The 25397-nt window shown below is 42.6% G+C and carries 23 protein-coding genes; 10 read left to right on the forward strand and 13 right to left on the reverse strand.

Translation table 11 applies throughout. The features are described 5' to 3' along the window. Positions 1-76: 76 nt before the first annotated feature. The 4 genes from OPS28_RS01520 to phoB all read right to left on the reverse strand — a co-directional run bounded on the left by OPS28_RS01520 (position 77) and on the right by phoB (position 4011). Complete coding sequence (locus OPS28_RS01520) at positions 77-817, reverse strand: alpha/beta hydrolase (protein WP_265607655.1); 741 nt, start codon at positions 815-817, stop codon at positions 77-79. A 123-nt stretch (positions 818-940) separates the two neighbouring features. Further along, on the reverse strand, positions 941-1267 hold the full coding sequence (locus tag OPS28_RS01525; protein ID WP_265607656.1) for an antibiotic biosynthesis monooxygenase family protein: 327 nt from the start codon (positions 1265-1267) through the stop codon (positions 941-943). 671 nt (positions 1268-1938) lie between these two features. Next, on the reverse strand, positions 1939-3246 hold the full coding sequence (gene phoR / locus OPS28_RS01530; protein WP_265607657.1) for a phosphate regulon sensor histidine kinase PhoR: 1308 nt from the start codon (positions 3244-3246) through the stop codon (positions 1939-1941). Between the two features lie 75 nt (positions 3247-3321). Beyond that, positions 3322-4011 (reverse strand): phosphate regulon transcriptional regulator PhoB, encoded by a 690-nt coding sequence (gene phoB / locus OPS28_RS01535; RefSeq protein ID WP_265607658.1) that lies wholly within the window; start codon positions 4009-4011, stop codon positions 3322-3324. A gap of 326 nt (positions 4012-4337) precedes the next feature. Here phoB and OPS28_RS01540 point away from each other — a divergent pair, with 326 nt between their 5' ends. Both OPS28_RS01540 and rdgC read left to right on the forward strand, forming a co-directional pair. Further along, a complete protein-coding gene (locus OPS28_RS01540) occupies positions 4338-6071 on the forward strand; it encodes a sensor histidine kinase (protein WP_265607659.1) in 1734 nt (577 codons plus the stop codon). Between the two features lie 93 nt (positions 6072-6164). Continuing rightward, a complete protein-coding gene (gene rdgC, locus OPS28_RS01545) occupies positions 6165-7070 on the forward strand; it encodes a recombination-associated protein RdgC (RefSeq protein ID WP_265607660.1) in 906 nt (301 codons plus the stop codon). Positions 7071-7124: 54 nt separating this feature from the next. Here rdgC and OPS28_RS01550 read toward each other — a convergent pair whose 3' ends face one another. Both OPS28_RS01550 and OPS28_RS01555 read right to left on the reverse strand, forming a co-directional pair. Next, positions 7125-9020: a family 16 glycosylhydrolase gene (locus OPS28_RS01550; protein ID WP_265607661.1), complete on the reverse strand. Its 1896-nt coding sequence runs from the start codon at positions 9018-9020 to the stop codon at positions 7125-7127. A 224-nt stretch (positions 9021-9244) separates the two neighbouring features. Further along, positions 9245-10081, reverse strand: a complete 837-nt coding sequence (locus tag OPS28_RS01555) for an HDOD domain-containing protein (RefSeq protein ID WP_265607662.1) — start codon at positions 10079-10081, stop codon at positions 9245-9247. A 616-nt stretch (positions 10082-10697) separates the two neighbouring features. Between OPS28_RS01555 and OPS28_RS01560 the strand changes: the two genes are divergently transcribed. Further along, positions 10698-12404: a dipeptidyl-peptidase 3 family protein gene (locus OPS28_RS01560; protein ID WP_265607663.1), complete on the forward strand. Its 1707-nt coding sequence runs from the start codon at positions 10698-10700 to the stop codon at positions 12402-12404. A 39-nt stretch (positions 12405-12443) separates the two neighbouring features. On the opposite strand, the gene OPS28_RS01565 is transcribed toward OPS28_RS01560, so the two are convergent. Genes OPS28_RS01565 through folB form a run of 4 tightly spaced genes read right to left on the reverse strand, consistent with a single transcriptional unit; the run spans position 12444 to position 14510 of the window. After that, complete coding sequence (locus tag OPS28_RS01565) at positions 12444-12812, reverse strand: histidine triad nucleotide-binding protein (RefSeq protein WP_265607664.1); 369 nt, start codon at positions 12810-12812, stop codon at positions 12444-12446. A 43-nt stretch (positions 12813-12855) separates the two neighbouring features. Next, complete coding sequence (locus tag OPS28_RS01570) at positions 12856-13656, reverse strand: undecaprenyl-diphosphate phosphatase (RefSeq protein WP_265607665.1); 801 nt, start codon at positions 13654-13656, stop codon at positions 12856-12858. Positions 13657-13662: 6 nt separating this feature from the next. Then, the gene (gene folK / locus OPS28_RS01575) at positions 13663-14157 is read right to left on the reverse strand and encodes a 2-amino-4-hydroxy-6-hydroxymethyldihydropteridine diphosphokinase (RefSeq protein WP_265607666.1); all 495 of its coding nucleotides are present in this window, start codon (positions 14155-14157) and stop codon (positions 13663-13665) included. Continuing rightward, positions 14154-14510: a dihydroneopterin aldolase gene (folB, locus tag OPS28_RS01580; RefSeq protein ID WP_265607667.1), complete on the reverse strand. Its 357-nt coding sequence runs from the start codon at positions 14508-14510 to the stop codon at positions 14154-14156. The genes folK and folB overlap by 4 nt, the downstream gene beginning before the upstream one ends. 127 nt (positions 14511-14637) lie before the next feature. Here folB and plsY point away from each other — a divergent pair, with 127 nt between their 5' ends. Continuing rightward, entirely contained in the window at positions 14638-15240 is a 603-nt protein-coding gene (gene plsY, locus OPS28_RS01585) for a glycerol-3-phosphate 1-O-acyltransferase PlsY (RefSeq protein WP_265607668.1), read from the forward strand. A gap of 15 nt (positions 15241-15255) precedes the next feature. On the opposite strand, the gene tsaD is transcribed toward plsY, so the two are convergent. Next, complete coding sequence (tsaD, locus tag OPS28_RS01590; RefSeq protein ID WP_265607669.1) at positions 15256-16269, reverse strand: tRNA (adenosine(37)-N6)-threonylcarbamoyltransferase complex transferase subunit TsaD; 1014 nt, start codon at positions 16267-16269, stop codon at positions 15256-15258. Between the two features lie 225 nt (positions 16270-16494). Between tsaD and rpsU the strand changes: the two genes are divergently transcribed. The 4 genes from rpsU (at position 16495) to rpoD (ending at position 21252) form a co-directional block, all read left to right on the forward strand. Beyond that, positions 16495-16710 carry a 30S ribosomal protein S21 gene (gene rpsU, locus OPS28_RS01595; RefSeq protein WP_012517258.1) on the forward strand — a complete coding sequence of 72 codons (216 nt, stop codon included), beginning with the start codon at positions 16495-16497 and terminating at the stop codon, positions 16708-16710. A gap of 93 nt (positions 16711-16803) precedes the next feature. After that, a complete protein-coding gene (locus OPS28_RS01600; RefSeq protein ID WP_265607670.1) occupies positions 16804-17250 on the forward strand; it encodes a GatB/YqeY domain-containing protein in 447 nt (148 codons plus the stop codon). Positions 17251-17328: 78 nt separating this feature from the next. Beyond that, on the forward strand, positions 17329-19107 hold the full coding sequence (dnaG, locus tag OPS28_RS01605) for a DNA primase (protein WP_265607671.1): 1779 nt from the start codon (positions 17329-17331) through the stop codon (positions 19105-19107). 309 nt (positions 19108-19416) lie between these two features. Next, positions 19417-21252, forward strand: coding sequence for an RNA polymerase sigma factor RpoD (gene rpoD / locus OPS28_RS01610; protein WP_265607672.1), 1836 nt, complete (start codon positions 19417-19419; stop codon positions 21250-21252). Positions 21253-21299: 47 nt separating this feature from the next. Here the strand turns inward: rpoD and OPS28_RS01615 are convergent, their stop codons facing one another. Continuing rightward, the gene (locus OPS28_RS01615; RefSeq protein WP_265607673.1) at positions 21300-21482 is read right to left on the reverse strand and encodes a hypothetical protein; all 183 of its coding nucleotides are present in this window, start codon (positions 21480-21482) and stop codon (positions 21300-21302) included. 236 nt (positions 21483-21718) lie between these two features. Next, complete coding sequence (locus tag OPS28_RS01620; protein WP_265607674.1) at positions 21719-21907, reverse strand: hypothetical protein; 189 nt, start codon at positions 21905-21907, stop codon at positions 21719-21721. 464 nt (positions 21908-22371) lie between these two features. Here OPS28_RS01620 and OPS28_RS01625 point away from each other — a divergent pair, with 464 nt between their 5' ends. Further along, entirely contained in the window at positions 22372-22614 is a 243-nt protein-coding gene (locus tag OPS28_RS01625; protein WP_265607675.1) for a hypothetical protein, read from the forward strand. A gap of 171 nt (positions 22615-22785) precedes the next feature. Beyond that, entirely contained in the window at positions 22786-24903 is a 2118-nt protein-coding gene (locus tag OPS28_RS01630; protein ID WP_269468560.1) for a M1 family aminopeptidase, read from the forward strand. The last annotated feature ends 494 nt before the right edge of the window (positions 24904-25397 follow it).

Raw genomic sequence — 25397 nt, forward strand, 5'->3', positions numbered from 1 at the left:
AGATACTTGATACTTATTATGCCTTGTCCTTCAGTTTAGACTTCAAAGGCAAACTGAAGGACAAGGCTCAAATGTGTTAGGCTTTCTTAATCGCCGAACATGAGCGTCCTTGCAAGTAATCGCGAACCAATAGATTAATTTTGTCTTTTAACCACTTAGGACCGAAATCAGACATGTCATTATGCCGTGACTCAGGAATTTTAACTACACATGAGTTGTTTTGCTCTGATGCTGACGGCAAAACACCTTTATCGGCAGGAAAATCGCTAGCCCGAATAGACAATGCCTTTATATTGGTATCTCTAGGCAAGGGAACGCGCCTATGGTCTAAAGTAATTAGTGATTTAACATAAGGTTTGCTTTCATTTCCTAGCCATGAAGAAATATCACCACCGTTTGAGTGCCCAACTAGAAGCAAATTATCGAAGTCATAATTTTCCAGACGTTCACTTAAATTTGATTTAACAAAATGAAGAGTTTTGGCACCTCTGCGCCAATTTTCACTGCGAGTTTCAAATAAGTTCCCAATCGTTGATAGTGGAGGGTCATTGGGAAGCTCATGCCCAATAGCTATAACAAGATAACCTAAGTTATTAAGCTGATTAGCTAAAAATGTATACTTTAAATGAGACACACCGTAGCCTGCGCTCAATAGAGCAACCGGACATTTGGATTTCTTTCTACAGCCTTCGTTTTCTTGCGGATATGTGATTTCTATAGGGATATTTCTATCTCTAGATTCATCGTAAATTGTATCTGCGTTTGATACGCCAACTGAGGTGGCAATTAAAAATACTAACCCTTGCAGATACTTCATAATTCTCCTGAAAGCCTAACTTTTAAATAAGGGACGCAGATGCGTGGGCTAAAATCCGAGCGGCGCGAGTCAGCCCACTTATTTGCATCCTAGCCCGCAAAGCGGGCGAACTTAATTTATTTGTTATACATCAAAGCTTCTACGATGTAAGTAGTCAATTTCCACTTCCATTTCGTACAGTGTTTTAGTTGATTCTAAATTTAGGCTCTCACGCATCAATTGGCGCTGTTTTTCATATTCAGTACTCATTTCGATTTCAGATGCATGGCGATACGTTTCTTCATCTGGCCATTGAGCGTAGGCGATAAAACTACCGTTTTTATCTCGGTGTAATCGTGAGCCTAAGCTTCCTTTAAAAAGAAAGATACCTTGCGTCGTTTTAGGCCAAGCAGATAGAAATTGCTCTTCACATCCAGCCTTTACCACAAATTCAAACATTACAACGAACATTGCTAATCCTCCCTGATGTATTACATCTTAGTATTTTAACGGCATGATTTTAAATGCCAGTAAAATACCTTATTGGACGGTGCTTCAGCACTGTCCGTTAATTTGGTATAAATAATGCTAATGGAATTTGTATTATTTGGGAAGTGGCGTTTTGTTTCTGCTCATTGCTGTTGTAGAAAGCATTGTCGTTTTTTTCATATTAATCTCTGCTTAAATTGCTAGCTGAAAGCGTGAAATCATTGATTTCGGTGTGGCTCCTTGCTCTAGGCTAAGTTTGCCTGTCTGGGTCAGGCCCAGTGTTGTAAAACCTATGCGCCTGACTAGTTTCTTAGCCAGTCCATTTCGTATTGGCTCTATTTCTTAACGAGAAGTCTGGAAGTGCGAGAGAATTCATCTTCAGTTCTTCGTTCTAAGGAGACCACCGCTTTCGCGCTGGCGACGGCCTGGATATCGATCTTTTCAGCCAGTGGTAAAGGTTTATTTTTACCAAATGCACCTAAGAAGAATCGTCACCCCGTTGTAAAACGAGCCCTTTGTGACTGATATCGTAAACTTACAATAGTGGATTTTTAAGCCTCACGATAACAGGCCTCGGAGGTCCCAGATAATGCTGCGCATTTTTGGAAGGATGGCGTCATTTCTTTGAAAACTGAAGGATAAATTGGTACGTATTAATCTTTTTCATTCTCAACTACCAACTCATCGGCAAGTTTGAATGAAAATTCACTCCCCTCACCTACCTTGCTTTTAATTTCGAGCTTAGCGTTATGATGACTAAGAACGTGTTTAACAATGGATAATCCAAGACCGGAGCCACCGGTGCTCCTTGAACGCGCTTTATCTACACGATAAAAACGTTCTGTAAGACGAGATAGGTGGGCCTGTTCGATACCTTCACCATTATCGACAACCGAAAATTTTACGCCGCTTTGCACACGCTCCCAATAAACATCTATCACTCCTTTTTCAGGGGTATAATTAATCGCATTGAAGATTAAGTTAGAGCAAGCGCTTCTCAGCTCGGTTTCAATGCCATATACATTCAGGTTGGACTCGATGTGGAAGTTGATACTGTGCGCTTTATTCTTATTTAACGTCTGCGCCTCTACCTCAATTTGCTTTAACATTGTTGGCATGTGGACAATTCGGTCGTGAATTCTTTCTGCACTAGCCTCAATCCGAGAAAGCACCAGGAGGTCTTCAATCAAATTTTTCATCCGCCTCGACTGCGCTTCCATTTCGCTGATGGCTTTACTCATCATTGGGTTATCATTGCCACCGTTATCCATAAGCTCGAGGTAACCGGTTATAACGGTAAGTGGCGTGCGCAATTCATGAGACACATTGGCGACAAAGTCTTTCCGCATTTCTTCTAGTTGTGAAAGCCGGGTAACATCCCTGGCAATCAACAACAAATGATCTTCACCATAAGGCATAATGCGATATTCTAGAATTTTGTTTGGATTGACTGGCGATGCAACTTCAATAGGAAATGTAAAATCTCCTTCATGAAAATAGTTGATAAATTTGGGGTTCCGGATGAGGTTGTTTAGCCGTTGTCCCGCATCAGCTGGCCATTTAAAACCAAGTTCAATTCTTGCCAGTCGATTGCACCAGGTAATAGTACCTCTTACATCAATTACCACCGCAGCGTCCGGAAGCGCCTCTGCGCCATCGCGAAAACGGGTCACCAGCGTACCCAGCTCTTTACGTTTATTTCTGTTTCTACGCTGTAAAAAATAGACGCCTTCGTAAACATGTTCCCACATGCCTTTCACCGAAGGAGGGCTCATTTTTCGGCTATGCCACAACCAACGATTTAAGCGATACAATTGCCAATAATTATTTAACAGTAACGCGAGGATACCCAGGCATAGGGTCAGTGCCATCTCATCCAGTATTAGGCCCACTATAGCAAATAAGACTAGATATGCTGTCAGACTAAACGCAATGCGCAGCCAGGAAAAAGGGTGATACATAGAAAATTACAGCGCGGTTGCTAGATTTCAGTGGGGGTATGCTAGCGCGTCAGAGCGTGCTAGCAAAGCACCAATTCAGATTTTTGTAGAAAAGCGATAACCAGCACCCCGTACAGTTTGAATCATTTTGTCGTGGTTATATTTGGCTATGGCTTTACGAAGCCGACGGATATGGACATCGACCGTTCGGTCCTCCACATACACGTTTGTCCCCCAGACATTGTCCAGTAACAACTCGCGGCTGTACACCCGCTCAGGATGTGCCATGAAAAAGTGTAATAATTTAAATTCAGTTGGTCCTATCTCTACGGGCTCATCATGCGCAGTGACGCGATGGGAAACAGGCTCCAACTTTAACCCATTAAAAGCAATTGGCTCTTCGTTCGCAGTAGGGGTGACCCTGCGCATAACAGCCTTGATTCGGGCGACCAATTCTTTAGGGGAGAAGGGTTTGGTCACGTAATCATCTGCCCCGGCCTCCAGCCCACGAACTTTGTCTTCTTCTTCACCTTTTGCGGTGAGCATAATAATCGGAATATCACGGGTATACTCATGTTGTTTTAAGCTTTTAGCCAATTGCACCCCGCTACCGCCAGGCAACATCCAATCTAATAAAATAAGATCAGGATAAGGCTCGCAAATATTTTGTTGCGCAACATCAACATCTTCCGCTTCAATCGTATTAAATCCTGACTGTTCTAAAACAAGTTTCAGCATTTCCCGGATCGGCGCTTCATCTTCCACTAATAAAACCGTTCGAGACATTGGGGGCTCCTGCTCATAATCGAATCGCCGTTATTATTAACTTAGACTATGACACTTTTATTAAGATGATGACACAATTGTGTCAAGTTACCTGTCTGCCATCTCATTCAAACCACCTAAAAATCATAGGACCACGTCATAAAAGCTTGATTTTACAACTTAAATTTAAGTAACGAATCATCCTTGGGATGTGTCTGTTTTCGCTATATATGAAGCTATTTAATCAAAAAAAGTGCTCAATTCTTTCCCTAACTTGTGTCTTCGCTAAATTACGCATATTCTTGGCGTAATAATATGGAATCATGGTGATATAAGGTTAAGTATAGATGACGACCGTGAAGACAGGTTTGTCGAGAAAGTTATTAACTCGCGTTCTTTCGGTGTATTTTGTACTGACGCTTATCGTCACGATTGGTCAGATTTTCACAGAATATTTGAGCACCAAGAGCCATATAGAAGGCGAACTTCGAACCCTGAAGAATACCTTCTCCACATCACTCACCCGTGCCATATGGGAGTTAAATACACCGCAAGCCATCTCAATTGCAGAAGGGTTAATGGAACTTCCTATTGTTGAAGGTGTTCAAATCCGCGATGAAAATGGCGACTATATTGCAGATTTAGGTCTCACAATAGAGCAACCCCGAGAACCTGTAGAGACAGGTGTAATGAAAGATCATAGCGGCGGCGTGTTTGGCTATAGTTTCCCTCTTATCTTCGAATTTTCCGGAAGAGCTTCTAATGTAGGCGATGTTACGCTCTACTCAAGTTTTGACATTATATTTGGCCGAATCGAAGTCGGCGTATTTTTTCTGATAGGTAACGCCATTGTAAAAACTGCATTTCTGGTTTTTTTATTTATGACCGCGTTCAGACGCCTACTGTCGGAGCCTTTGTCTGAAATTACGGATCAAATGAGTGCGTTTAATCCAGAACATCCACAAGATTCAAAAATTGATGTCGCGTTAGAAGAAGACAATGAATTGCTTCAACTTCAGCAGTCGTATAATCAAGTTATTGACGATCTCATTGCCTCACAAAATAGATTGCACAACGCGCAAAAAGAGTTAACTTACGCCAATAAAAAGTTAGACGACCAGAATTTAATTCTTGAACAGGAAGTGGCGAAAAAGACCGCTTCACTCTCGCAAATCATGCTTGATCTTGAGCAACAGAAAGACGAGCTTATTGCCAATCAGCGTGAGTTGAGACAGGAAAACGAGAACAGACGATACATCGAAGACGAATTACGCAAACGAAATGAGGAACTTGGGCAAACCAACAATTCGCTAAAGTTGGCCAAAGACCAGCTAGTAGAATCGGAGCGTATGGCTTCTCTTGGGGGGTTAGTCGCTGGTATAGCTCATGACGTGAATACACCGTTGGGCGTTAGTGTGACTGCGGCCAGCTTTCTCACAGAACGCTTGCAAGTAGTAAAAACCGCTTATGAAGATAAAAGTCTAACCAATAAAACGATGGAGACGTTTGTCGAAGAAGCTGAACAAACGACAAAGTTGCTACTTACAAATTTAAATAGAGCGTCAGAACTGATCGCCAGCTTTAAACAAGTAGCCGTTGACCAGACCAGTGAAGCCGAGCGTGTATTTAACCTGAACAACTATTTACACGAAATTTTACATTCGCTGCGACCGACCTTTAAAAAAGGTGACTATCAAGTTGATATAAAGTGTCCTGATAACCTACATATTCGCTGCGCGCCTGGGGTTATCGCACAGATCACCACTAATATGATTATGAATTCGATTGTGCATGGATTTGAAGATCGGGACAGTGGCCATATTGTGCTAACGGTAAAAGAAGAAGGTGACGATATAGTCTTCAATTACGCCGATAACGGCCGCGGCATGGACGCTGATAGTCTTGATAAACTATTCGATGCCTTCTTTACCACTAAACAAGGCAAAGGGGGCAGTGGACTAGGTACGCACATAATGTACAACCTGGTGACGCAAACACTTAAAGGTCAGATCGAAGCGGAAAGTGAGCCTGGTAAAGGCTTGCACTATACCATTCGTTTTCCAGTGAATCTTAACGACTAAAAGGGATCATCTCTCAAATTAACATTCCGAGATTGCTTGAAACGGTAGAGGTTGGTACGCTTGCCGGCCTCACAGATTTAGGTAACAAGAGTTATGTGGTTTAAAAATATCAAGGCCTATCAAATTACCCAACCCATGTCGTTAAACGATGACGACATCCAGCGGGTACTTACTGAAAACGCATTTCGTCCGTGTGGTAATCAGGAAACGGCCACAATGGGATTTTCTTCCCCTTTCGCCCAAACTGGTCAGGGCTCAATGATGTTCCACAATGTGGGGCAACGGTATTGGATAACGATTAAGAAGCAGGAGAAACTGCTTCCTTCTTCCGTAGTTAATGATGAGCTGGCACAAAAAGTCGCGCAAATTGAACAGGAAACGGGCGCGCCGGTGGGTAAAAAAGCCCAACAGGATATTAAACAAGAAATTATCCATAAGCTTTTGCCCCAAGCGTTCACTAAGAACAGCTTTATCCACGGATTTATTTCATTACCTGAAAACCTGGTTATTATTGATGCGTCGGCCGACGGTAAAGCAGAAGGCTACCTAGCGCTAATTAGAAAAGCGCTAGGCTCACTACCGGTAGTTCCCCTTGCACGAAGCAGCTTACAGTCGGAGCTCACGCATTGGTTAACGGATGGGACACCTGAAGGAATATCGTTACTTGAAGAAGCCGAGTTTAAATCAACTGATGAACTGGAAAGCGTCATTCGTTGCAAAAACCAGCCGCTTGATAGTGATGAGATTAAAATGCATCTTGATGCAGGAAAGCTGGTTCAGAAAGTAGGCTTTGAATATCAAGATACATTGACAGCTGTTATTGCTGAAGACGGTTCATTCAAACGTTTGAAGTTTACTGATCGTATCAAAGAAGAAACCGATGACATTCCGAAGGATCAGGTGGCTGCAAGATTAGACGCTGAATTTGCGCTAATGTCTGCTGAACTTGCACAGTTTGTTTCGTATATGCGGGACAAACTCAACTTACAAGCTGATTAAGTTATCTAATAGGTCGGTGATGACCGCACATCACCGACCTGTTTTTTATTGCACTTACTGACACATTCCTTGGCTGGCGGCCGTATCCAGCGGCAATGAGCCATTAACGTCCATCACACAAAAATTCGCACTCACATTACCAGAGAGTGCTGTACTTGTTTCAAACGTTACGACACCATTTTCACCTGTGGCAGCACTGACAGTCTCAGACCAGTCACCACCAAATTGCCCGGAAACCACTGCATTCATCTCGGGCGCTCCTGTATCATCTACAATAGTGACTGTCGCTTGCGCTTGTTTAGTACCTTTACCGGCGCTCACTAACGTAGTCGAAACATCCGTAACAACTAACGCGGTAGGGTTTGTTTCAGGGCTCGACTGAGGTGTGTATAGGCTAAAATTATCCAGATAATAAGTGCTACCATCGTTTGAATTCGGCGCAATCAGTATCACGATTTCTGTTACATCCGTATCGCGCGTTCCGCCATCAATTCTATCTTCAAGTGTAAATTTTAACCGTTGCCATCCAGCCACAGGCTGTGTGTGAGCAATATACTTCGAATGTCTTCCGGTTGGATAATTGTCTGGCGTAGCCTGAGATCCATCTTCCAATTGAACTAAAATTTCCTGAGCAGAAGGGCTTGGCATGTAGACATCTAAATAAAATGCATGTGATCCGGCAATGAGCTCAGCGGCATTGGCAATTGCCATAGTATTCCCGGCAATGACATCGTAAAGCGTAGCGTTATTTCTTACATACTCGAGTACTGTGGGCGAATTGTTTACAGCATCGCTAGCAGGATTAGGCACCTCGTTATATTGACCATCCCAATAGGAAAAGGTTAATTCGCCGTTTCCTTCGAAGTTATCCAATATGGTGGTTTCTGATAAAACAGGCAATACATGAACATTCATCTCGACCGTACTTTGACCGCAACTATTGCTAATAGCAGCGCTTACAACCCCCCCCTGTTCTTGCCAGTTTACCGTTAAAATATCGCTATTGGAGATATCTCCCGTTGGAGAAGTCCAGCTATAACTACTATTGGTCCCCACTTTATCAATAACGCGGTAAGATGCAGTGGTATTGGCATCGACTATGTGGGGGCCCGATAATGAAGGCTGGGCAAAATCATATACGCGTACATAGTCCACTTCCATCGTTTGAGGGAGTTGACTATCATCTACCACACCCCCAATACTGCCTCCCACCGCCATATTTAATAGAAAGTGATAGGAATAATTTTCAAATGTCCAAAATGAAGGATCGCTGAGATCATCAGGGGTTTTAACTGAATAAAGAATGTCATCCACGTACCAGCGGATCTCGTTTGGTTCCCATTCTACAGCATACTCATGAAAACCATCGGACCAACGATCAGGTTGTTTGATAATACGGCCACTTGTCCATTCATTGTCAGGATAGGGTTGACCATAATGGATGGTACCGAAAGCAATCATGTCAGCTTGACCCGTCGCTTCTAGAATATCGATTTCGCCACTCACCGGCCACCCTACCGCGGGATCGGTAGGTAACATCCAAAATGCAGGCCACATACCCGTACCATTGGGCAGTTTTATGCTCGCTTCAAAGCGACCGTGTGTCCATTCCCCCCCATTAGGCATATTTGCAGTTCGAATACGTCCAGAAGTATATTGACTCCCTTTTACTCTCTCTTTTTTAGCCGTAATGGTTAATTTACCATTGGCTACTGCCAGGTTTTCCGCCTTGTAACTCTGTAATTCGTTATTTCCCCAGCCACAAATGCCGTAGCTACAACCATCTCCTAGCATAATTTCCCACTTACTGGTATCAAGTGCGCTACCGTTAAACTCATCTTGCCATATTGGGGTCGGGTTCTGGCAGTTAGCTCCAATCGCCGCGGTTGATGGTAAGCCTCCAACGAGGCCTATTATTGCTATCCCTGCACGCTTATAGGTGTGCTTCATAGTATTACCTTTATTGTTGAACAAACATTCAAACGGATAAACGTTTGATAAAAACGCTAAATTAAATGTAAGCGCTTCCAACTCGTTTGTAAACAACAAGGATACTTATTGTAAATTAAATGTTGTCATTTTAGGTTCGGTAAATAAATAGTTGGTTTCGTCATACGAAAAAGCCGACCTGTGAGCCGGCTTGAAGGGAAAGGTTTTACTATCTCAATGCAAATTTATGCAAATATCTGTTTTGCTGCATCCCGCATTTCAATGAATTCGTCGGAACTGAGTTCATGAACATCTTCAATAACCCCACGCTGTATTGCCAGATTCAATATGGCGTCTTTTTGGTTCGCCACTTTACCCGTTAGTGCAGCGCCTACTCGGACAAAGTCGATATAAGCAACATTCTCTGGCAATACGGACAAATCACGCCAATATTCAGCTATTTCCACAAACGGTTGGCCAAACCCCCACACCCGGGTAATACTGCCTCCAATTCTACCTGACAGCTTTCCTATCGCTACTTCTAGAAAAGTAGGGCTGGCAAATACTTCCTCGTGGCGTTCTGCTTCGGTTAATATTGGAAGTACGCCAATATTGTGTACCAATGCAGCCAGGGTGATAGTGTCCAGATTCATTTCACGCTTTTTAGTGCGTTTAATGTAAAGCTGTAATGCCGCCATTGCATTTGCCACAACTGCAACAGTGTTATCCCACTCTCTTTTCATCAAATCTGCGACCACATCATTTCTAGAAACGAAAAGCTGCTCCATCGCTAACGCCGTAGCTATGTTCTTTATTTGCACCAACCCTATACGTGTAACCGCTTGGTTTATCGAGTTGACCTTTACAGCTCTACCCATATATGCGCTATTCGCGATTTTAATCATGCGAGCGCTTAGTGAGGGATCTTTTCCTATTACGTCGGCCATTTGATTTAAATTGATATCAGGATTATCTGCTGCTTTTCTTACTTTTAGGGCAATAGCTGGCAGCGTAGGCAGTACCAATGTATCGTTATTAATTTTCTCATTCAAAATAGTTAATAGCGCGTTCTGTGTAGACATATACCTGCTTCCTACTCCCTACTTCCTAATTCCTAATTCGTTTTCACATTGCTGCTATGAGCAATACCTTTGATGGCCAAAATTCAAATTTACACGGTGTAGCTTGAGAAATTCTTTGCTTTGGCGTTAAGTACCTGATCACCAAACTGCCTTCATAGCCAAAATATACCAGCGTATTTTGTGCATCGCATTAAACTTCATTGCTTTCTGCAAATAGTAGTTTCTAACGTAAGTATTGCGCAAGCAACCTGCCGATTTTTAGCTTAAATTCCAGAAAAACGATCAATGAGAATGCTAATAAATCTAAAACAGTAACTATAGAAGTTGGCTTATTCCTTCGTTATGCTAAACAATAGCGATCCACATTGATGTGTGATCAGCTCAGAGATAGAGGAATTCATCTAATCGTGTCAGTGCGGTACTGAGTACTAATTAGGTGGATTCCTCTATTTCTCTCTGAGCGCGTTTTTTCAGATTTTGAGCTGCGCCAATTGTGTTCGATTTGACACCAACAGATCTACCCCAAATTGGTTTTTCAAAAAAAGAAAACCACGCGCTGAGTGAGCACCATCATTGCGAATTGAAATGAAAAATAATCACAGTGACGACAGAGAGCATGAGAATGAATAAACCTATTAAGCAACTGACGCTGGCTGCGTTAGTTGCATCTACATTATTAGCTGGATGTACTGAAAATACGTCTTCACAACCAGAGCAAACCAGTAAAGCTCAACCCGAACAAGTCGAAAAAGCTGATGCACATGAATTATTGGTCGATAGAGCAAGGCTTAAAATATATCACCCGGTCAGGTTAGAAGCGGATCTGTCGAAGCTTAGCGAGAATCAGAAAAGAATGGTGTCTTTGCTCATTGATGCATCGATAATCATGGACGATTTATTCTGGAAACAGGCGTTCTACCAAGATAAAAATGAATTTCTTTCGTCAATTCAAGACGAAGATGTACGTCATTTTGCCACCATTAATTACGGCCCCTGGGATAGATTAAATGGTGATGCCCCTTTCTTATCAGGTTATAAAGATAAGCCTGCCGGTGCGGAATTCTACCCTCACGATATGAAAAAAGAGGCGTTAGAGACCGCCTCAATTGAGAACGCAAAAGGTCTGTATTCAATTATTCGAAAAGATGCCGAGGGAAATCTTAAGGCTATCCCCTATTCCGAAGCGTATAAAGCGCAGTTATCCAAAGCGGCCGAACTTCTTCGACATGCTTCTGAATTAGCTGAGAATCGTGAATTTGGCAATTATTTGATGATGCGTGCCGAAGCATTACTTTCAGATGATTACCAAAAATCCGACATGGCCTGGATGGACATGAAGTCCAATCCTGTTGAAGTTGTAATCGGCCCGATCGAGACTTACGAAGATCAGTTATTTGGTTATCGCGCTGCGTTCGAATCTTACGTTCTGTTAAAAGACATGGAATGGAGTGAGAAGCTTGCTAAGTACGCGCAATTTCTCCCTGAATTGCAAAAGGGCTTGCCTGTCGCGGCAGAATATAAGGCAGAGATGCCTGGCTCAAACGCTGATTTAAACGCCTATGACGTAATTTATTATGCCGGCCACTCCAATGCAGGTAGCAAAACTATCGCAATTAACTTGCCTAATGATGAACAAGTTCAGTTAGAAAAAGGCACGCGGCGTTTGCAGCTTAAAAATGCGATGCAAGCCAAATTTGAGCATATTCTTCAACCTATCGCTGATGAACTGATAGCCAAAGAGCAACGTGAACACGTGACCTTTGATGCATTTTTTGCTAACACCATGTTTCATGAAGTCGCACATGGTTTGGGAATTAAAAACACGTTGACAGGCAGTGGTACGGTTAGATCTGCACTTAAAGAACATGCTTCTGCGCTGGAAGAAGGTAAGGCAGATATCCTAGGTCTTTACATGGTACAAAGTTTACTTGAAAAAGGTGAAATCACTGAAGGCACGTTAGAAGACTACTATGTCACCTTTATGGCGGGCATTTTCCGTTCTGTCCGTTTTGGAGCTTCAAGTGCCCACGGAAAAGCCAACATGATCCGCTTTAATGTATTTGCAGAAATGGGGGCATTCGAAAAAGATAAGGACGGCATGTACAGTGTCAATATGGAAAAAATGGATGAAGCGGTAAAAGCGTTATCTGAGACTATTTTAACCTTGCAAGGGGATGGGGACTACGAAGGAGTCGCCACGTTAGTTGAAGAAAAAGGTGTAATTAAACCTCAGTTAGCAAAAGATTTAGCTAAGTTAGAAAAAGCAAATATTCCAGTGGATATTCACTTTGAGCAGGGTAAAGACGTATTAGGTCTCGAGTAAATAACAATAGGGCAGTTTATACTGCCCTTTCCACCTTCATTATTCTAAACTCTTGGGTTTATCAGTAAATGGAGGCCACCCCATCAATCTACCGCCAAGTACATGCAAATGGATATGGTAAACGGACTGTCCTCCAAACTGGTTGCAATTCATCACCGTACGATAGCCTTCTTCTGCAATACCGAGCTCATCTGCTATTTTTGCGGCTATCAACATTAAGTGTCCGACAATCTCTCTATCTTCTTCTTCAATATCATTGATAGTGGGTATGGCTTTTTTAGGAATAACCAAAAAATGAATAGGTGCTTGTGGGTTTACATCTTTAAATGCCAGACATTTATCATCTTCATATAAAATGTCAGCAGGAATTTCCCGATTGATTATCTTAGTAAAAATGGTTTCAGACATAACCTTTCCTTAATCAGTCTTATATGCGGTTCTGAATATAGAATTAATAGAATACAAATACTAGAAGCACTGCACCTAACAATAAACGATAAATAACGAACGGCAACATACCTATTCGAGCAATCCAATTCAGAAATAAGTAGATACATAGGTAAGCACTAACGAACGAAAACGCAGCGCCATATAGCAAGGCTTGCCAATCGACAGCTTCTTGCAACGCTAAAAGATCAAATGTCGCTAGCGCGCCTGCACCAAGAATAACGGGAATGGATAATAAAAATGAAAAGCGGGCGGCGCTTTCTCTATCTAGCCCTAAAAACAACCCTGCTGTCATTGTAATACCCGAACGAGAGGTGCCGGGAATGAGCGCTAAAACTTGCGCTAAACCGATAATCAGGGCCTGGTATCCGGACAAAGAGTTTAAGTGTTTATGTCGACTTGCTGATATGTCGGCTACCCACAGTAGCAGACCAAAAAAAATTGTGGTTATGGCTATTATGGTCGCGCTTCTGGCGTAAATTTCAATAAAGTCTTTTGTAAAAAAACCCACTATAACCGCCGGAAGGGTTGCCAATATCACCCACCAGGCTAACCGACTTTGTGGAGATTGTTGGGATGTAAAGCCCCTGGTAACCCATGCTTTTGTCATCTCAACGATATCTTCTCGAAAATAAATAATGACTGCTAACAAGCTGCCTACATGAACGGCCACATCAAATGCCAGCCCTTGATTTTCCCAGCCTAATAATGCAGAAGGCAAAATAAGGTGCGCAGAACTACTAATCGGTAGGAACTCAGTAATCCCTTGAATAATAGCAAGAATTATAATTTCAAAAAGCGTCATCCTTTACTACGGACTCCAATTAAAGTTAATCGGCTTAAGTTGTTGGCTGGATTGGTCAAATGCCTGCCACAACGCTTGGTAAGATTGTTTCTTTTGCGGATGGTGCCAGTCAGGAACCAAATTTGCCAGAGGTAATAATACAAAGGCGTTAAAAAGGATCTCTTCTCTGGGTAAAACAGTAGGTTTTTCCGTGCACACATCATCATAAGTTAGTAAGTCCAGATCCAACGTACGTGAGCAGAATTTTTTCTCATTGTGCTTGCGACCATTAGCAGACTCAATTTTTTTTAATACAGTGCATACCGAATATAAATCCAGGGTGGTCTTTGCAGATGCTACCAGATTATAAAACGCCTCCCCATCAAACCCCACTGCCTCGCTTTCGTAAACATCTGAAACCTTAACATCTTCAAAAACTGCTTCTAACGCTTTTCTCGCAGCGCGGACATGAAAAGCACGATTAATGTTAGTACCAATACTAATGAGAAGGGTGTGTGTCATCGTGTCTGTGACCTGCTCATACGCACTATGACCTGTTTTGCCGCTGGCAATATATTAGGTTTGGTAATCGCGAGCCGAATAGACAGCGCAGGATAATTAGCCAATACAGATTCCATTATTTTATTACCCAGTGCTTCTAAAAGTTCAAACTCACACGTTGCCGCTGTATGTTGAATGAACTCGGCAACGTTTGCATAGTCAATGGTATCTTTCACGTCATCTGAAGACATTGCCCGAGTAAGGTCAGCATCCAATTCAATATCAAATAACAAACTGGTATTTTGGGTGCGTTCCCAGTCATACACTCCGATTAGAGTATTTACCTGTAAACCCTGTATACAAATTGTTTCCATTAAATAGAACCTTGGCGCCACATCAGACCAGTACGCAATTCTATAAGAAGTGCTAGCGAACTATGGCGCATGTTGCGAGATTTTAGTAGTGTGCACAGAAGTTTAACGTGAAGCGTGTCAGTAATACATGGTTGCAGAAATAATTCTTATGGTTTGTGTGGCATATATGTGCGGTTCACTTTCCAGTGCGATCATAATTTGCCGCTTGTTTGGCCTTCCGGATCCCAGAACCACCGGTTCAAAAAATCCTGGCGCAACTAATGTCTATCGTTTAGGTGGTCGCTTTCCCGCTGTATTGGTATTAGTGGGTGATATCTTAAAAGGAACCCTCCCCGTTTATAGCAGTTATTTTATGGATATAGAACCTTTGTGGTTAGGTTTTATCGCCATTGCAGCCTGCTTAGGCCACATCTTTCCACTTTATTTTGGTTTCAAAGGCGGAAAAGCGGTGGCCACCGCTTTTGGGGCTATGCTACCTATCGGATTGGATTTAGCGGGATTACTTATTCTAACATGGGGAGCCATCATCTTTTTCTGGGGGTATTCCTCACTAGGTGCGATTATCGCTGTGGGATTGGCGCCCCTATTTACCTGGTTTATTAAGCCTCTTTATACCATTCCAGTTGCTATGCTTTCATTGCTGATTATCATTCGTCATCGGGCGAACATAATAAGGTTACTTAAAGGGGAAGAAAGCAAAGTATGGAAAAAAGGCAAACTCAAACAATAAGCAGGTTTGACTCTACTATACAGGCTCTAGTGAATCCAAAGGCCAGCGAGGTTTTGCCTGCGCTGTTAATTCACACGTATGGCCGGCTTTTAACCGCTGTAAACCCGCATAGGCAATCATTGCACCATTATCGGTACAAAAAGCTAAGTCGGGGTAAAAAACTTCCCCATTAAGTGATTGCATCAATACTTTTAATTTTTCCCGCAGCATCGTATTCGCGCTGACCCCTCCAGCAATAACTAAGCGCTTTAAACGCGTTTGCTTTAGCGCCCTTCGGCATTTGATAAGTAACGTATCCACCACTGCCTCTTGGAAAGCATAAGCAATATTGGCGTGGGTTTGTGGTTCGTTATCACAATCACGGATAGTATTGGCAGCGAAGGTTTTTAACCCACTAAAACTGAAATCCAGGCCCGGACGGTCTGTCATTGGTCGTGGAAACTTATAGTGCCCAGGCTCGCCTCCTTCCGCTAACTTGGCAAGCAAGGGCCCACCTGGGTAGTCTAAACCTAATAACTTTGCTGTTTTGTCAAACGCTTCACCAGCAGCATCATCGATTGATTCACCCAAAACGGTGTATTGCCCTATGCCTTTCACTTCTACCAGCATAGAATGGCCACCGGAAACGAGTAGCGCGACGAACGGAAATGCAGGGGCATTGTCTTCCAGCATAGGAGCAAGTAAATGTCCTTCCATGTGGTGTACGCCTACAGCGGGCACATTCCAGGCATAGGCTAATGAACGCCCAACTGAAGAGCCCACTAATAATGCGCCAACAAGACCTGGACCTTGAGTAAACGCCACCCCATCTAACTGTGCAGGTGCGGTATTCGCATCTACGAGTGCCTTTTCGATTAATGGAATGAGTTTGCGAACATGATCTCTTGACGCTAGTTCGGGCACGACCCCTCCGTAATCTGCATGCAACTTTACCTGACTGTAAAGTTCATGAGAAAGCAAACCATGGGTATCATCGTATACCGCCACGCCAGTTTCATCACACGATGTTTCAATTCCTAATACACGCACTGTTACAAATCACCGAAATTACGTTGAATGATCGCAAGTTTACCTTTTAAGGGATCAAACTGGAATTCAAACTGGCGAATTTAACACGAACTGGTTAATTTTTATCAATTCTGACTTTACATTCGCTACGGATATGATTAGAATTTCGCACCATTTTTAACCCGGGGCCACTTTTGCAGGCAATCTTAGCCCGGAAAGACAGTAAAATTTTGAGGTGAGAATTTAATGCCTATCGTTAAAGTAAGAGAAAACGAGCCGTTTGATGTCGCTCTTCGTCGCTTTAAGCGTTCTTGTGAAAAAGCAGGTGTACTTTCAGAAGTTCGTCGTCGTGAATTTTTTGAAAAGCCTACTTGGGAACGCAAGCGCAAGAAAGCTGCAGCGAAGAAGCGTCATCTTAAAAAGCTTGCTCGTGAAAACGCGCGTCGCGTAAAACTCTACTAAGATTGACGTGGCAAAAGGTGTCCTTGAGACACCTTTGTTGTTTCTGGGTACAAGTAACTAATTAGTATTTTGTATTTTAGTGTGGGACTGACTATGCCGTTGACTGAAACGTTAAAAGAAGCGCAAAAAGACGCAATGCGAGCTAAAAATAAAACTCGCCTGGGTACCATTCGCATGGCGCTTGCTGCAATTAAACAACGTGAAATCGACGAACAAATTACCCTGGACGACACCGCGGTACTGGCTATTTTGACCAAAATGGTTAAACAACGCCAGGACGCCGCCAGTCAGTTCGAAGCGGCAGGTCGTAACGACCTTGCCAGCAATGAACGCGCTGAAATTGTAGAACTGGAAACATTCTTACCTAAGCCTCTTAGCGATGCAGAAATTAACGACTTAATTGACGATGCAATTGCTCAGTCACAAGCCCAGTCTATGCAAGATATGGGAAAAGTGATGGCTATCCTTAAGCCAGTAATTCAAGGCCGAGCTGATATGGGTGCGGTAAGTGGATCAGTAAAAGCCAAGCTGGCTAATTAAATACGAAATCGTCGCTGCTAGCAGTATATCCTGATACAGTAATAACAAATTAATAGTTCGTTTTTTTTGTTGAGTTAAATGGCTGGAAAAATCCCTCGCGATTTCATCGATGACCTCTTGTCTCGTACCGACGTGGTAGACATTGTTGATAGCCGTGTTCAGCTGAAAAAGGCAGGTAAAAACTATCAGGCCTGTTGTCCGTTTCATAACGAAAAGACCCCTTCTTTCACAGTAAGCCAAGAAAAACAGTTTTATCACTGCTTTGGATGTGGCGCTCATGGCAACGCCATTTCTTTTTTGATGGAATTCGATCGCATGGAATTCGTTGAAGCGATTGAAGAGCTTGCGAAAATAAACGGTGTCGAAGTCCCACGAGAAAAGTCCTCGGGTCCTATTGTCAGCGAACAAGCTAAGCAACAAAAGCATGATGATTTTGCGTTAATGGAACAGGTGACTCGTTTTTTCCAACATCAGTTAAAGCATCATAAAAATAGTAACAACGCCATCGAATATCTAAAGCAACGTGGGTTATCCGGTGAAATTGTTAAACAATGGGAAATTGGCTTTGCACCATCTGAATGGGATGGCGTACTGAGTAAATTCGGCACCTCCAGTGATCGTATCCAACAGCTTCTAGATTTAAAGCTCGTCACCCAGAATGACAAGGGCAAACGTTACGACTTTTTTCGCGACCGTATCATGTTTCCCATCCGGGATCGCCGTGGGCGGGTGGTTGGCTTTGGGGGCCGTGTCCTTGCCGACGGAGGCCCAAAATACTTAAACTCGCCGGAAACTCGCATATTCCATAAAGGGCAGGAGCTGTTTGGTTTTTATCAGGCTAAAAGTAAGCTCCGCCAACTTGATTATGTGATGGTTGTCGAAGGCTATATGGACGTAGTGGCATTAAGTCAGTTTGACATTAACAATGCAACGGCTGCATTGGGGACAGCTACTACACCGGAACACCTCTCGTTACTGATGCGCAGCACATCAACCATAGTTTGTTGTTACGACGGAGATCGCGCAGGACGAGACGCAGCATGGCGCGCTTTAGAAAATGCGCTGCCGGTTCTAAAAGATGGTGTCAGTATGAAATTCCTGTTTCTACCGGATGGCGAAGATCCCGATACTATGGTTCGAAAAGTCGGCAAAGACGCACTGGAATCTATGATTCAGAAGGCCCAGCCCCTTTCACATTTTTTTTATGAGAGCATGTTAAAGCAGTATCAGGTAGGTTCACCAGAAGGAAAACTTGCGCTGAAGACTGCGGTTAAACCTTTAATCGAAAAGGTTCTGGGCGACAACCAACGCGCATTACTGGAAGAGGAATTAGCTAAACATACGGGCGAGTATGACCGATTTCGCTTACAACAGGATATTAAACTTGCAAACAGCAAGTCGACAGCGGCCTCTCAAGGGAGTCGTTTTCAAAGTGTCGCAAAGACAGAGCAATCTCCCACACGAATGCTGTTAAGACTATTATTGGAAAACCCGCACTTTGCCCGAGAATGTGAAGATGTAAATCCTACTGTTCTTACAGGAAGTGGACTATCAGGCATTGATTTACTGATTGAAGTTTACCGTTATTGCAATCAACAACAGGTTCAAAGTACTGCTCAAATCATTGAATATTTCCGCGACCATCCCCATGCTTCAGTTATCCGTAAACTTTTAATTAAGGAACAGCTGGTCAGCGATGAGGATGCTAAAAAAGTGTATCAAGGTAGCTTTGCTAAGTTATTAGACTGGCATTTCGATAGTCGAATTGAAACTTTGTTGTCCAGAGCACGTATTCAAAAATTGAGCGAAGAAGAAAAAGCAGAACTCACGTTATTGATGAAAGAACGCAAGAATTAATGCTAAAGCATAATGTACTTGTTTGCTGATAACTCATCGATAATAAAGGGTACAATTAAATTTGACCAAAATGTGAACCGCTTAACTGGTCAAAACAGTACCTTTAATGCTATACTGGCTAATTCGCTAAAAATACAATAAAGCTCAGATATAAAGAAGCAATAGCGGCGCATTATTCATGCTGGTAAGAAAAACATAATAGCCAGGTGAGAATAGTAATAAATCATAGCAAGTATGTCATAGCAAGTTAATCCTTCGCCTGACGTGCTTTTTTTTGCTAAATAATTGAATGTGAGAAGTGTAGGGTATATGGCGCAAAGCAAGCAGTCTCAGATTAAACTCCTGATTGCAAAAGGTAAAGAGCAAGGTTATCTAACTTTTTCAGAGGTAAATGACCACCTGCCGCAAGATATTGTCGATTCTGATCAAATCGAAGATATCATCCGCATGATTAATGACATGGGTATTCAGGTTGGCGAATCGGCCCCCGACGCCGACGAATTACTTATGCAAGAAGCAACCGCTGATGAAGATGCAGCAGAAGCTGCTGCACAAGCACTGGCTACGGTAGAAAGCGAAATTGGACGCACCACTGATCCTGTCCGCATGTATATGCGTGAAATGGGTACGGTGGAGTTGCTTACCCGCGAAGGCGAAATTGAAATTGCCAAGCGTATTGAAGATGGTATAAATCAGGTTCAATGTTCGGTCGCTGAATATCCAGAAGCCATTACTTACTTACTTGAGCAATGGGATTTGTATGAAGCGGAAGAGATCCGCTTGGGCGATATTATTTCCGGATTTGTTAATCCAGATGATGAGCAGGACTTAGCACCTACCGCTACTCACATCGGTTCTGAGCTGTCGGAAGAGCAGCTGGAAGAGGAAGACGAAGACGATGAAGACGACGATTCCAGTGATGAAGATGATAGCGGCGTTGATCCGGAAGAGGCACGCGAGAAATTTGCCAAGCTTCGTGAACAGTATGCCATTACGCGTTCAGTAATAGAGAAAAAAGGCCGCGCTCACAAAGATTCTCGCAAACAGATTGAAGCTTTGAGCGAAGTTTTTAAAGAGTTCCGATTAGTACCCAAACAGTTTGACCGTTTGGTGAGAAACATGCGTGACATGATGGACAAAGTACGCATACAGGAACGTTTGGTAATGAAAAACTGCGTCATGAACGCAAAAATGCCAAAGAAAGACTTCATTAAAGCATTTGCAGGTAATGAAACATCTACGCAATGGTTGTTTGATATTTTAGCTTCCGACGCAGCTTACGCCGAACCGCTGAAGACTTATCAGGAAGATATCGAGCGTAGCGTGAGTAAAATGAATCAGGTCGAGCAGGAAACGGGCCTTGTCATTTCTGATATAAAAGATATCAACCGTCGTATGTCAATTGGTGAGGCCAAAGCCCGCCGAGCGAAAAAAGAAATGGTAGAAGCCAACTTGAGGTTGGTTATTTCAATCGCGAAAAAATATACTAACCGTGGCTTGCAATTCCTTGATTTAATTCAGGAAGGTAACATCGGGTTGATGAAAGCGGTAGATAAGTTCGAATATCGTCGTGGTTATAAGTTTTCAACTTATGCAACCTGGTGGATCCGTCAGGCAATTACTCGCTCGATCGCCGATCAGGCACGTACTATCCGTATTCCTGTTCACATGATAGAAACTATCAATAAACTGAACCGCATTTCTCGACAAATGCTTCAGGAGATGGGCCGCGAACCGACACCAGAAGAATTGTCCGAACGCATGTTAATGCCAGAAGATAAGATCCGCAAAGTTCTCAAGATTGCTAAAGAACCGATCTCAATGGAAACCCCCATCGGTGATGATGAAGATTCACATCTTGGTGATTTTATTGAAGACAGCACTATTATACAGCCTCTTGATTCAGCTACTGGCGGTAGCTTAAAAGATGCTACACAAGAAGTATTAGCTGGCTTAACTGCTCGTGAGGCGAAAGTGTTGCGTATGCGTTTTGGTATCGACATGAATACCGATCATACTTTGGAAGAAGTGGGTAAACAGTTTGACGTTACCCGTGAACGTATTCGTCAGATTGAGGCAAAAGCGCTACGTAAACTGCGTCATCCAAGCCGCTCAGAACAACTGAAAAGTTTCTTAGACGAGTAAGTTTATACATCAAAGCTAAAACCGGCTGTATGGCCGGTTTTTTTATGTCAATTTGCAAGTTTAAGTACGGTGATTGGTGGGAAACATTTATTAAAGTTGAGGTAAATTAACCCCAACATATACGCCCCGATGATAGCTAGAACATCATATACATCAAATTGCTGAGCGGTGAATATTTGTTGTAATTCATATACCACGCTGCCGATGCACACCAGCCACCACTCTTTCATTTTAAGCCTTCGGTTTGAAAGCGTACTTATCAACTCTGACAAAAAAGCATACCAAGGGTATAAAAAAAAGACGGCGCACTTCCCAATACGATTTCAAAACCGTGTTCAGGGTCCAGCACCTGCCATCGGTACGTTTGTATAGCTAGTGAAGTCGTCACGCAGGCTAGCGCCCCGACGTACGTTGATAATCGATACATACATTTTTGCACGGCAGTGTCCCCCACCGTGCCCCCTCTTTATAGCTTGTTTAATGGCGACGCCATATTGTGTCTCGACATTAATTGAAAACTAGCGTTATTCGCTGCGTGCCATAACCCTTCCATCGCCAGACTAAAGCCCCACCCGCGCAAAACACCTCCCCAACCGCCGACAACTTGCTCTACCTCTGCTGCATTCAATACCATTGGTATATTTTCTGCTTTCATAAAATTCCTTTTCAGCGTAGTTAGTAAAGTGAGGTTTACCTTCGAACATATCGTATCAGCTGTGTTTGCAGTAGAACCTGAACAATAGTTGGGTTTTAGCGATGTAGAATTCTTCAAACGCTGATGAGCTATAGGAATATAAAGCGCTTTCTTTTACCGTGAATACTCGTCAAACTACTTACCTTTCATTGCGAAGTACTGGAATTAAATTGCCTATGAACCTCGGGCTAGTTTCATTGCTCTTCGCACGAGTTAAATACAATGGGGTAGTAAAGGAGTGTATACCACTAATAAGTGCCGACTGTTTACAAGTTACTATGTATGTAAAGTGTTATCAGGTTTCCTCTATCCCTGTGCAAGACTTAAAGACATTTAACTGACTACCAGCCGAAAGTAGTGGGAAAGGAGTGGCGACTTCTGTAGCATCAAACTACTTTTGCCATGTTAACTAATGCTGTAAATTCGTGAAGTTAAATTTAAGAATTATTATTCCTCTAAGATTAGTTGTGCCTTTTATCGCGGTGATTATTTCGCTTCCTGCAAAAGTTTTCGCAGAAAGCTACCGCTTACCAGATAATATCTCAGTGACGAAGCAGTCTGTGTATCTGACGATCACACCCGGAGAATCCACTTTCACAGGGAGAACGAGCTTGGAGCTGTTAATGGATAGCCCCCGAGATACCATTGTTTATCATAGTCACGGTTGAGCTATTAGTTCAGCCGAACTGGAATATGAAAAAGAGCGTTATCCTTTAAGCATCGGGTATGCGGATAAGTTTGAAACCATAACTCACTTGCTGTCGAAAAACATCACGGGAAAGGCTACATTAAATATAACTTTTTCAGGCTAAATTAATGGCGCTAACGATATTAAAGGCCTGTTTCTTCTCAGTGAAAGCTGGCATAAGCCCTATATTTTTTCACAATTTCAGGAGATGGAAGCTCGTCGCGTCTTTCCCTCGCTTGATGATCCAAGCAAGAAAACATCTTTCACTTTCACCTTAAATATCCCTGATAGCATGGAGGCTTTGCATACTACACGCCCAGTTTCTGTCGTTAGAAAAGGCACGCGAAAAATAGTCCAGTTTGCTTCCACAGCAAAGATAAATACAGATGTTCTGGCCCTTGCTGTAGGTAATTTCAATTCACAAACATTAACAGAAACCAGCCTGAAGTCTCAAATATACTCACCGGTTGGTTTAGAAGTAGAGGTCCCCGAAAGTCTAGGACTACTAGTAAAGCAATCTGTTAGCTATATGAGAGATTATCTCGGCACCCCATTTCCCTATGACAAGCTGGATTTTTTACTCACCCCTTTAGGCACGTTGGCTGCAATGGAAAACGTCGGTTTAATTGCGTTAAATACCAACCAACTACCCCATGCCGATTTCAGCAATTATGACACTTGTAACTTTCGTAAGCTCGTCGCCCATGAAATCGCTCATATGTGGTTTGGAAATCATATTACGATGGCCTGGTATGACGACATGTGGCTCAATGAATCTTTTTCTGAGTTTTTTGCGGCTAAAATCGTCCACCATTATTACCCAGACAATAAGTCGTGTACTTTTGCCCCCCAGGCCGAAGCGTTCAGAGATGATAGTGTAAGTGCCAGACCAATAAAGAGAGTTGTAAAAAATCGTGCAGATAACGAAGGCGCTGGACAACTCTTCTATACAAAAGGCAGAGCTCTACTGGACATGATTGAAGGCCACGTGGGCCAGGCTTTATTTCGTCAAAAAATACGCGAGTATGTTCTGGCGCATTCCGGCGACAATGTTACCACTGCCGACTTTACCGACCTGTTCCCGCCAAAGTATTTCGTTTCAGATATCGTCGCATCGTTCACTGAGCAGTCTGGTTATCCGCTGGTTTTACTTTTAGAAGAAAAAGGAGAATTTTTCTTCTCTCAGCAAAGCTATCATGGTGAGAAAAATAAACGATGGGTTATACCTATAACTTTAAAAGTGTTGGCAGGAAAGAATATTTCGGTTCACCAGCTATTACTTAGTAAAGAAATACAGCCCATTGAAGGGATTGTATTAAATCAGCCACTCTTTATTGATGGGAATGGTATTGGATATTTCAGATGGGAAAGAAAATCAGATAATCCTGCTTTTCCACTAAACAATCTAACAATATCAGAACGTTTAGCTAGCATGAATAACAATAACGCTTTGGCTAACTCAGGCCGATTGAATTATAAAGCCTATGTGGATGAGTTAATTCGTGTACTCAACGATTTACCCTTTAACAGTCTCGAAGTAGTAACAGCACTGGATGTATTAAACAACTCTTTCATTGAATTAGTCCCCGCACCCTTACAAAAAACCTATGTTGACTATATCAGAAGCAAACTATCTCTCGATGTACCTTGGGAGACCCTCATTAGATATGATACAGGGAGTCAATGGCTGGAATTATATGGTGTCCACTTTAAATCTGAAGAAGCGATACAGTTTGCTAATGATTATTTTTCACAGACGCCTATAACTGAACTTAAGAGTAGGGTTTCAGTTCTTCGAGTTTTAGCTTCGAATTCAACTAACGAAGAATACAACTCCCTATTAAAATTGTTCAATGTTGATAACCTGAATGTCAAAGAAGATGTGCTGGATTCACTGGGTTATGTTGCCAATACACAGCAGTTGACGCGCTTTTATGATTTCCTACTTAGTAATGAGACCAAAGGTTTTGTTATCGATTATCGATTTCAGTTCCCAATATTCCAGCCCAAGTTACGAGAGGCGGCAGCAAGGTATATTCAGAAACATAGCTTGAATATCCGTGAACGCATTCCAGAAGATCAACTTCAGTGGTTTCCCTATAATTTTTTGACATCCTGCTCTTTCAGCGAAAGCAAATTAGTAAGCGATACATTTTCCGAATGGTCAGATGTTTTAGGCCTTAATGAAAAGTTAGAGATTGTTCTGGAAGGGATTCATACCTGTCAAAACAATTCGAGAGTGACAATAAAGCAACTCGCGGATTTCTAATTGATTTGCAGACTATACCACGTCACTAAATTACGAACTCTTATACGTATAGTACAGACATTAGTGCACTATAAAACGGGAGAAGCGCAACGTTATCTTACCATTTCAAATTGGTACCTGATTGAAAGTGGCTGCCTGCTTGAGCCATTTGCGGTCAGAAATTTCCATCGCACCATAACTGCAAAGCGTGATCATTGCGGCGGAAGCCGTAACCTCCCTAACAGGCTGACTAGTTAGGACAATACTTTTACTCTTTCGAGTGAAACTTTAAATTATAGAGAAGTAGGTTCCATATTGAGGCAGAAAAGATTAGCTACGTTGCATCGCTTGTGGAAAAACAGGTTGATCTCACAATTGAATCCCAATTTACGCGATCAATACCCAGAGATTCTTTAGTTGCGGTGTAACAGCCCCTATAAAACCATAAAGAAGGTTGCAGCCTTCGTCGCAATGACGAAAGATTTTTAACTACCTGGACGACGACAACCAGCTTA

It is taken from the genome of Alteromonas sp. ASW11-130, from assembly GCF_026183735.1.
In the GTDB taxonomy this organism is placed as follows: Bacteria; Pseudomonadota; Gammaproteobacteria; order Enterobacterales; family Alteromonadaceae; genus Alteromonas.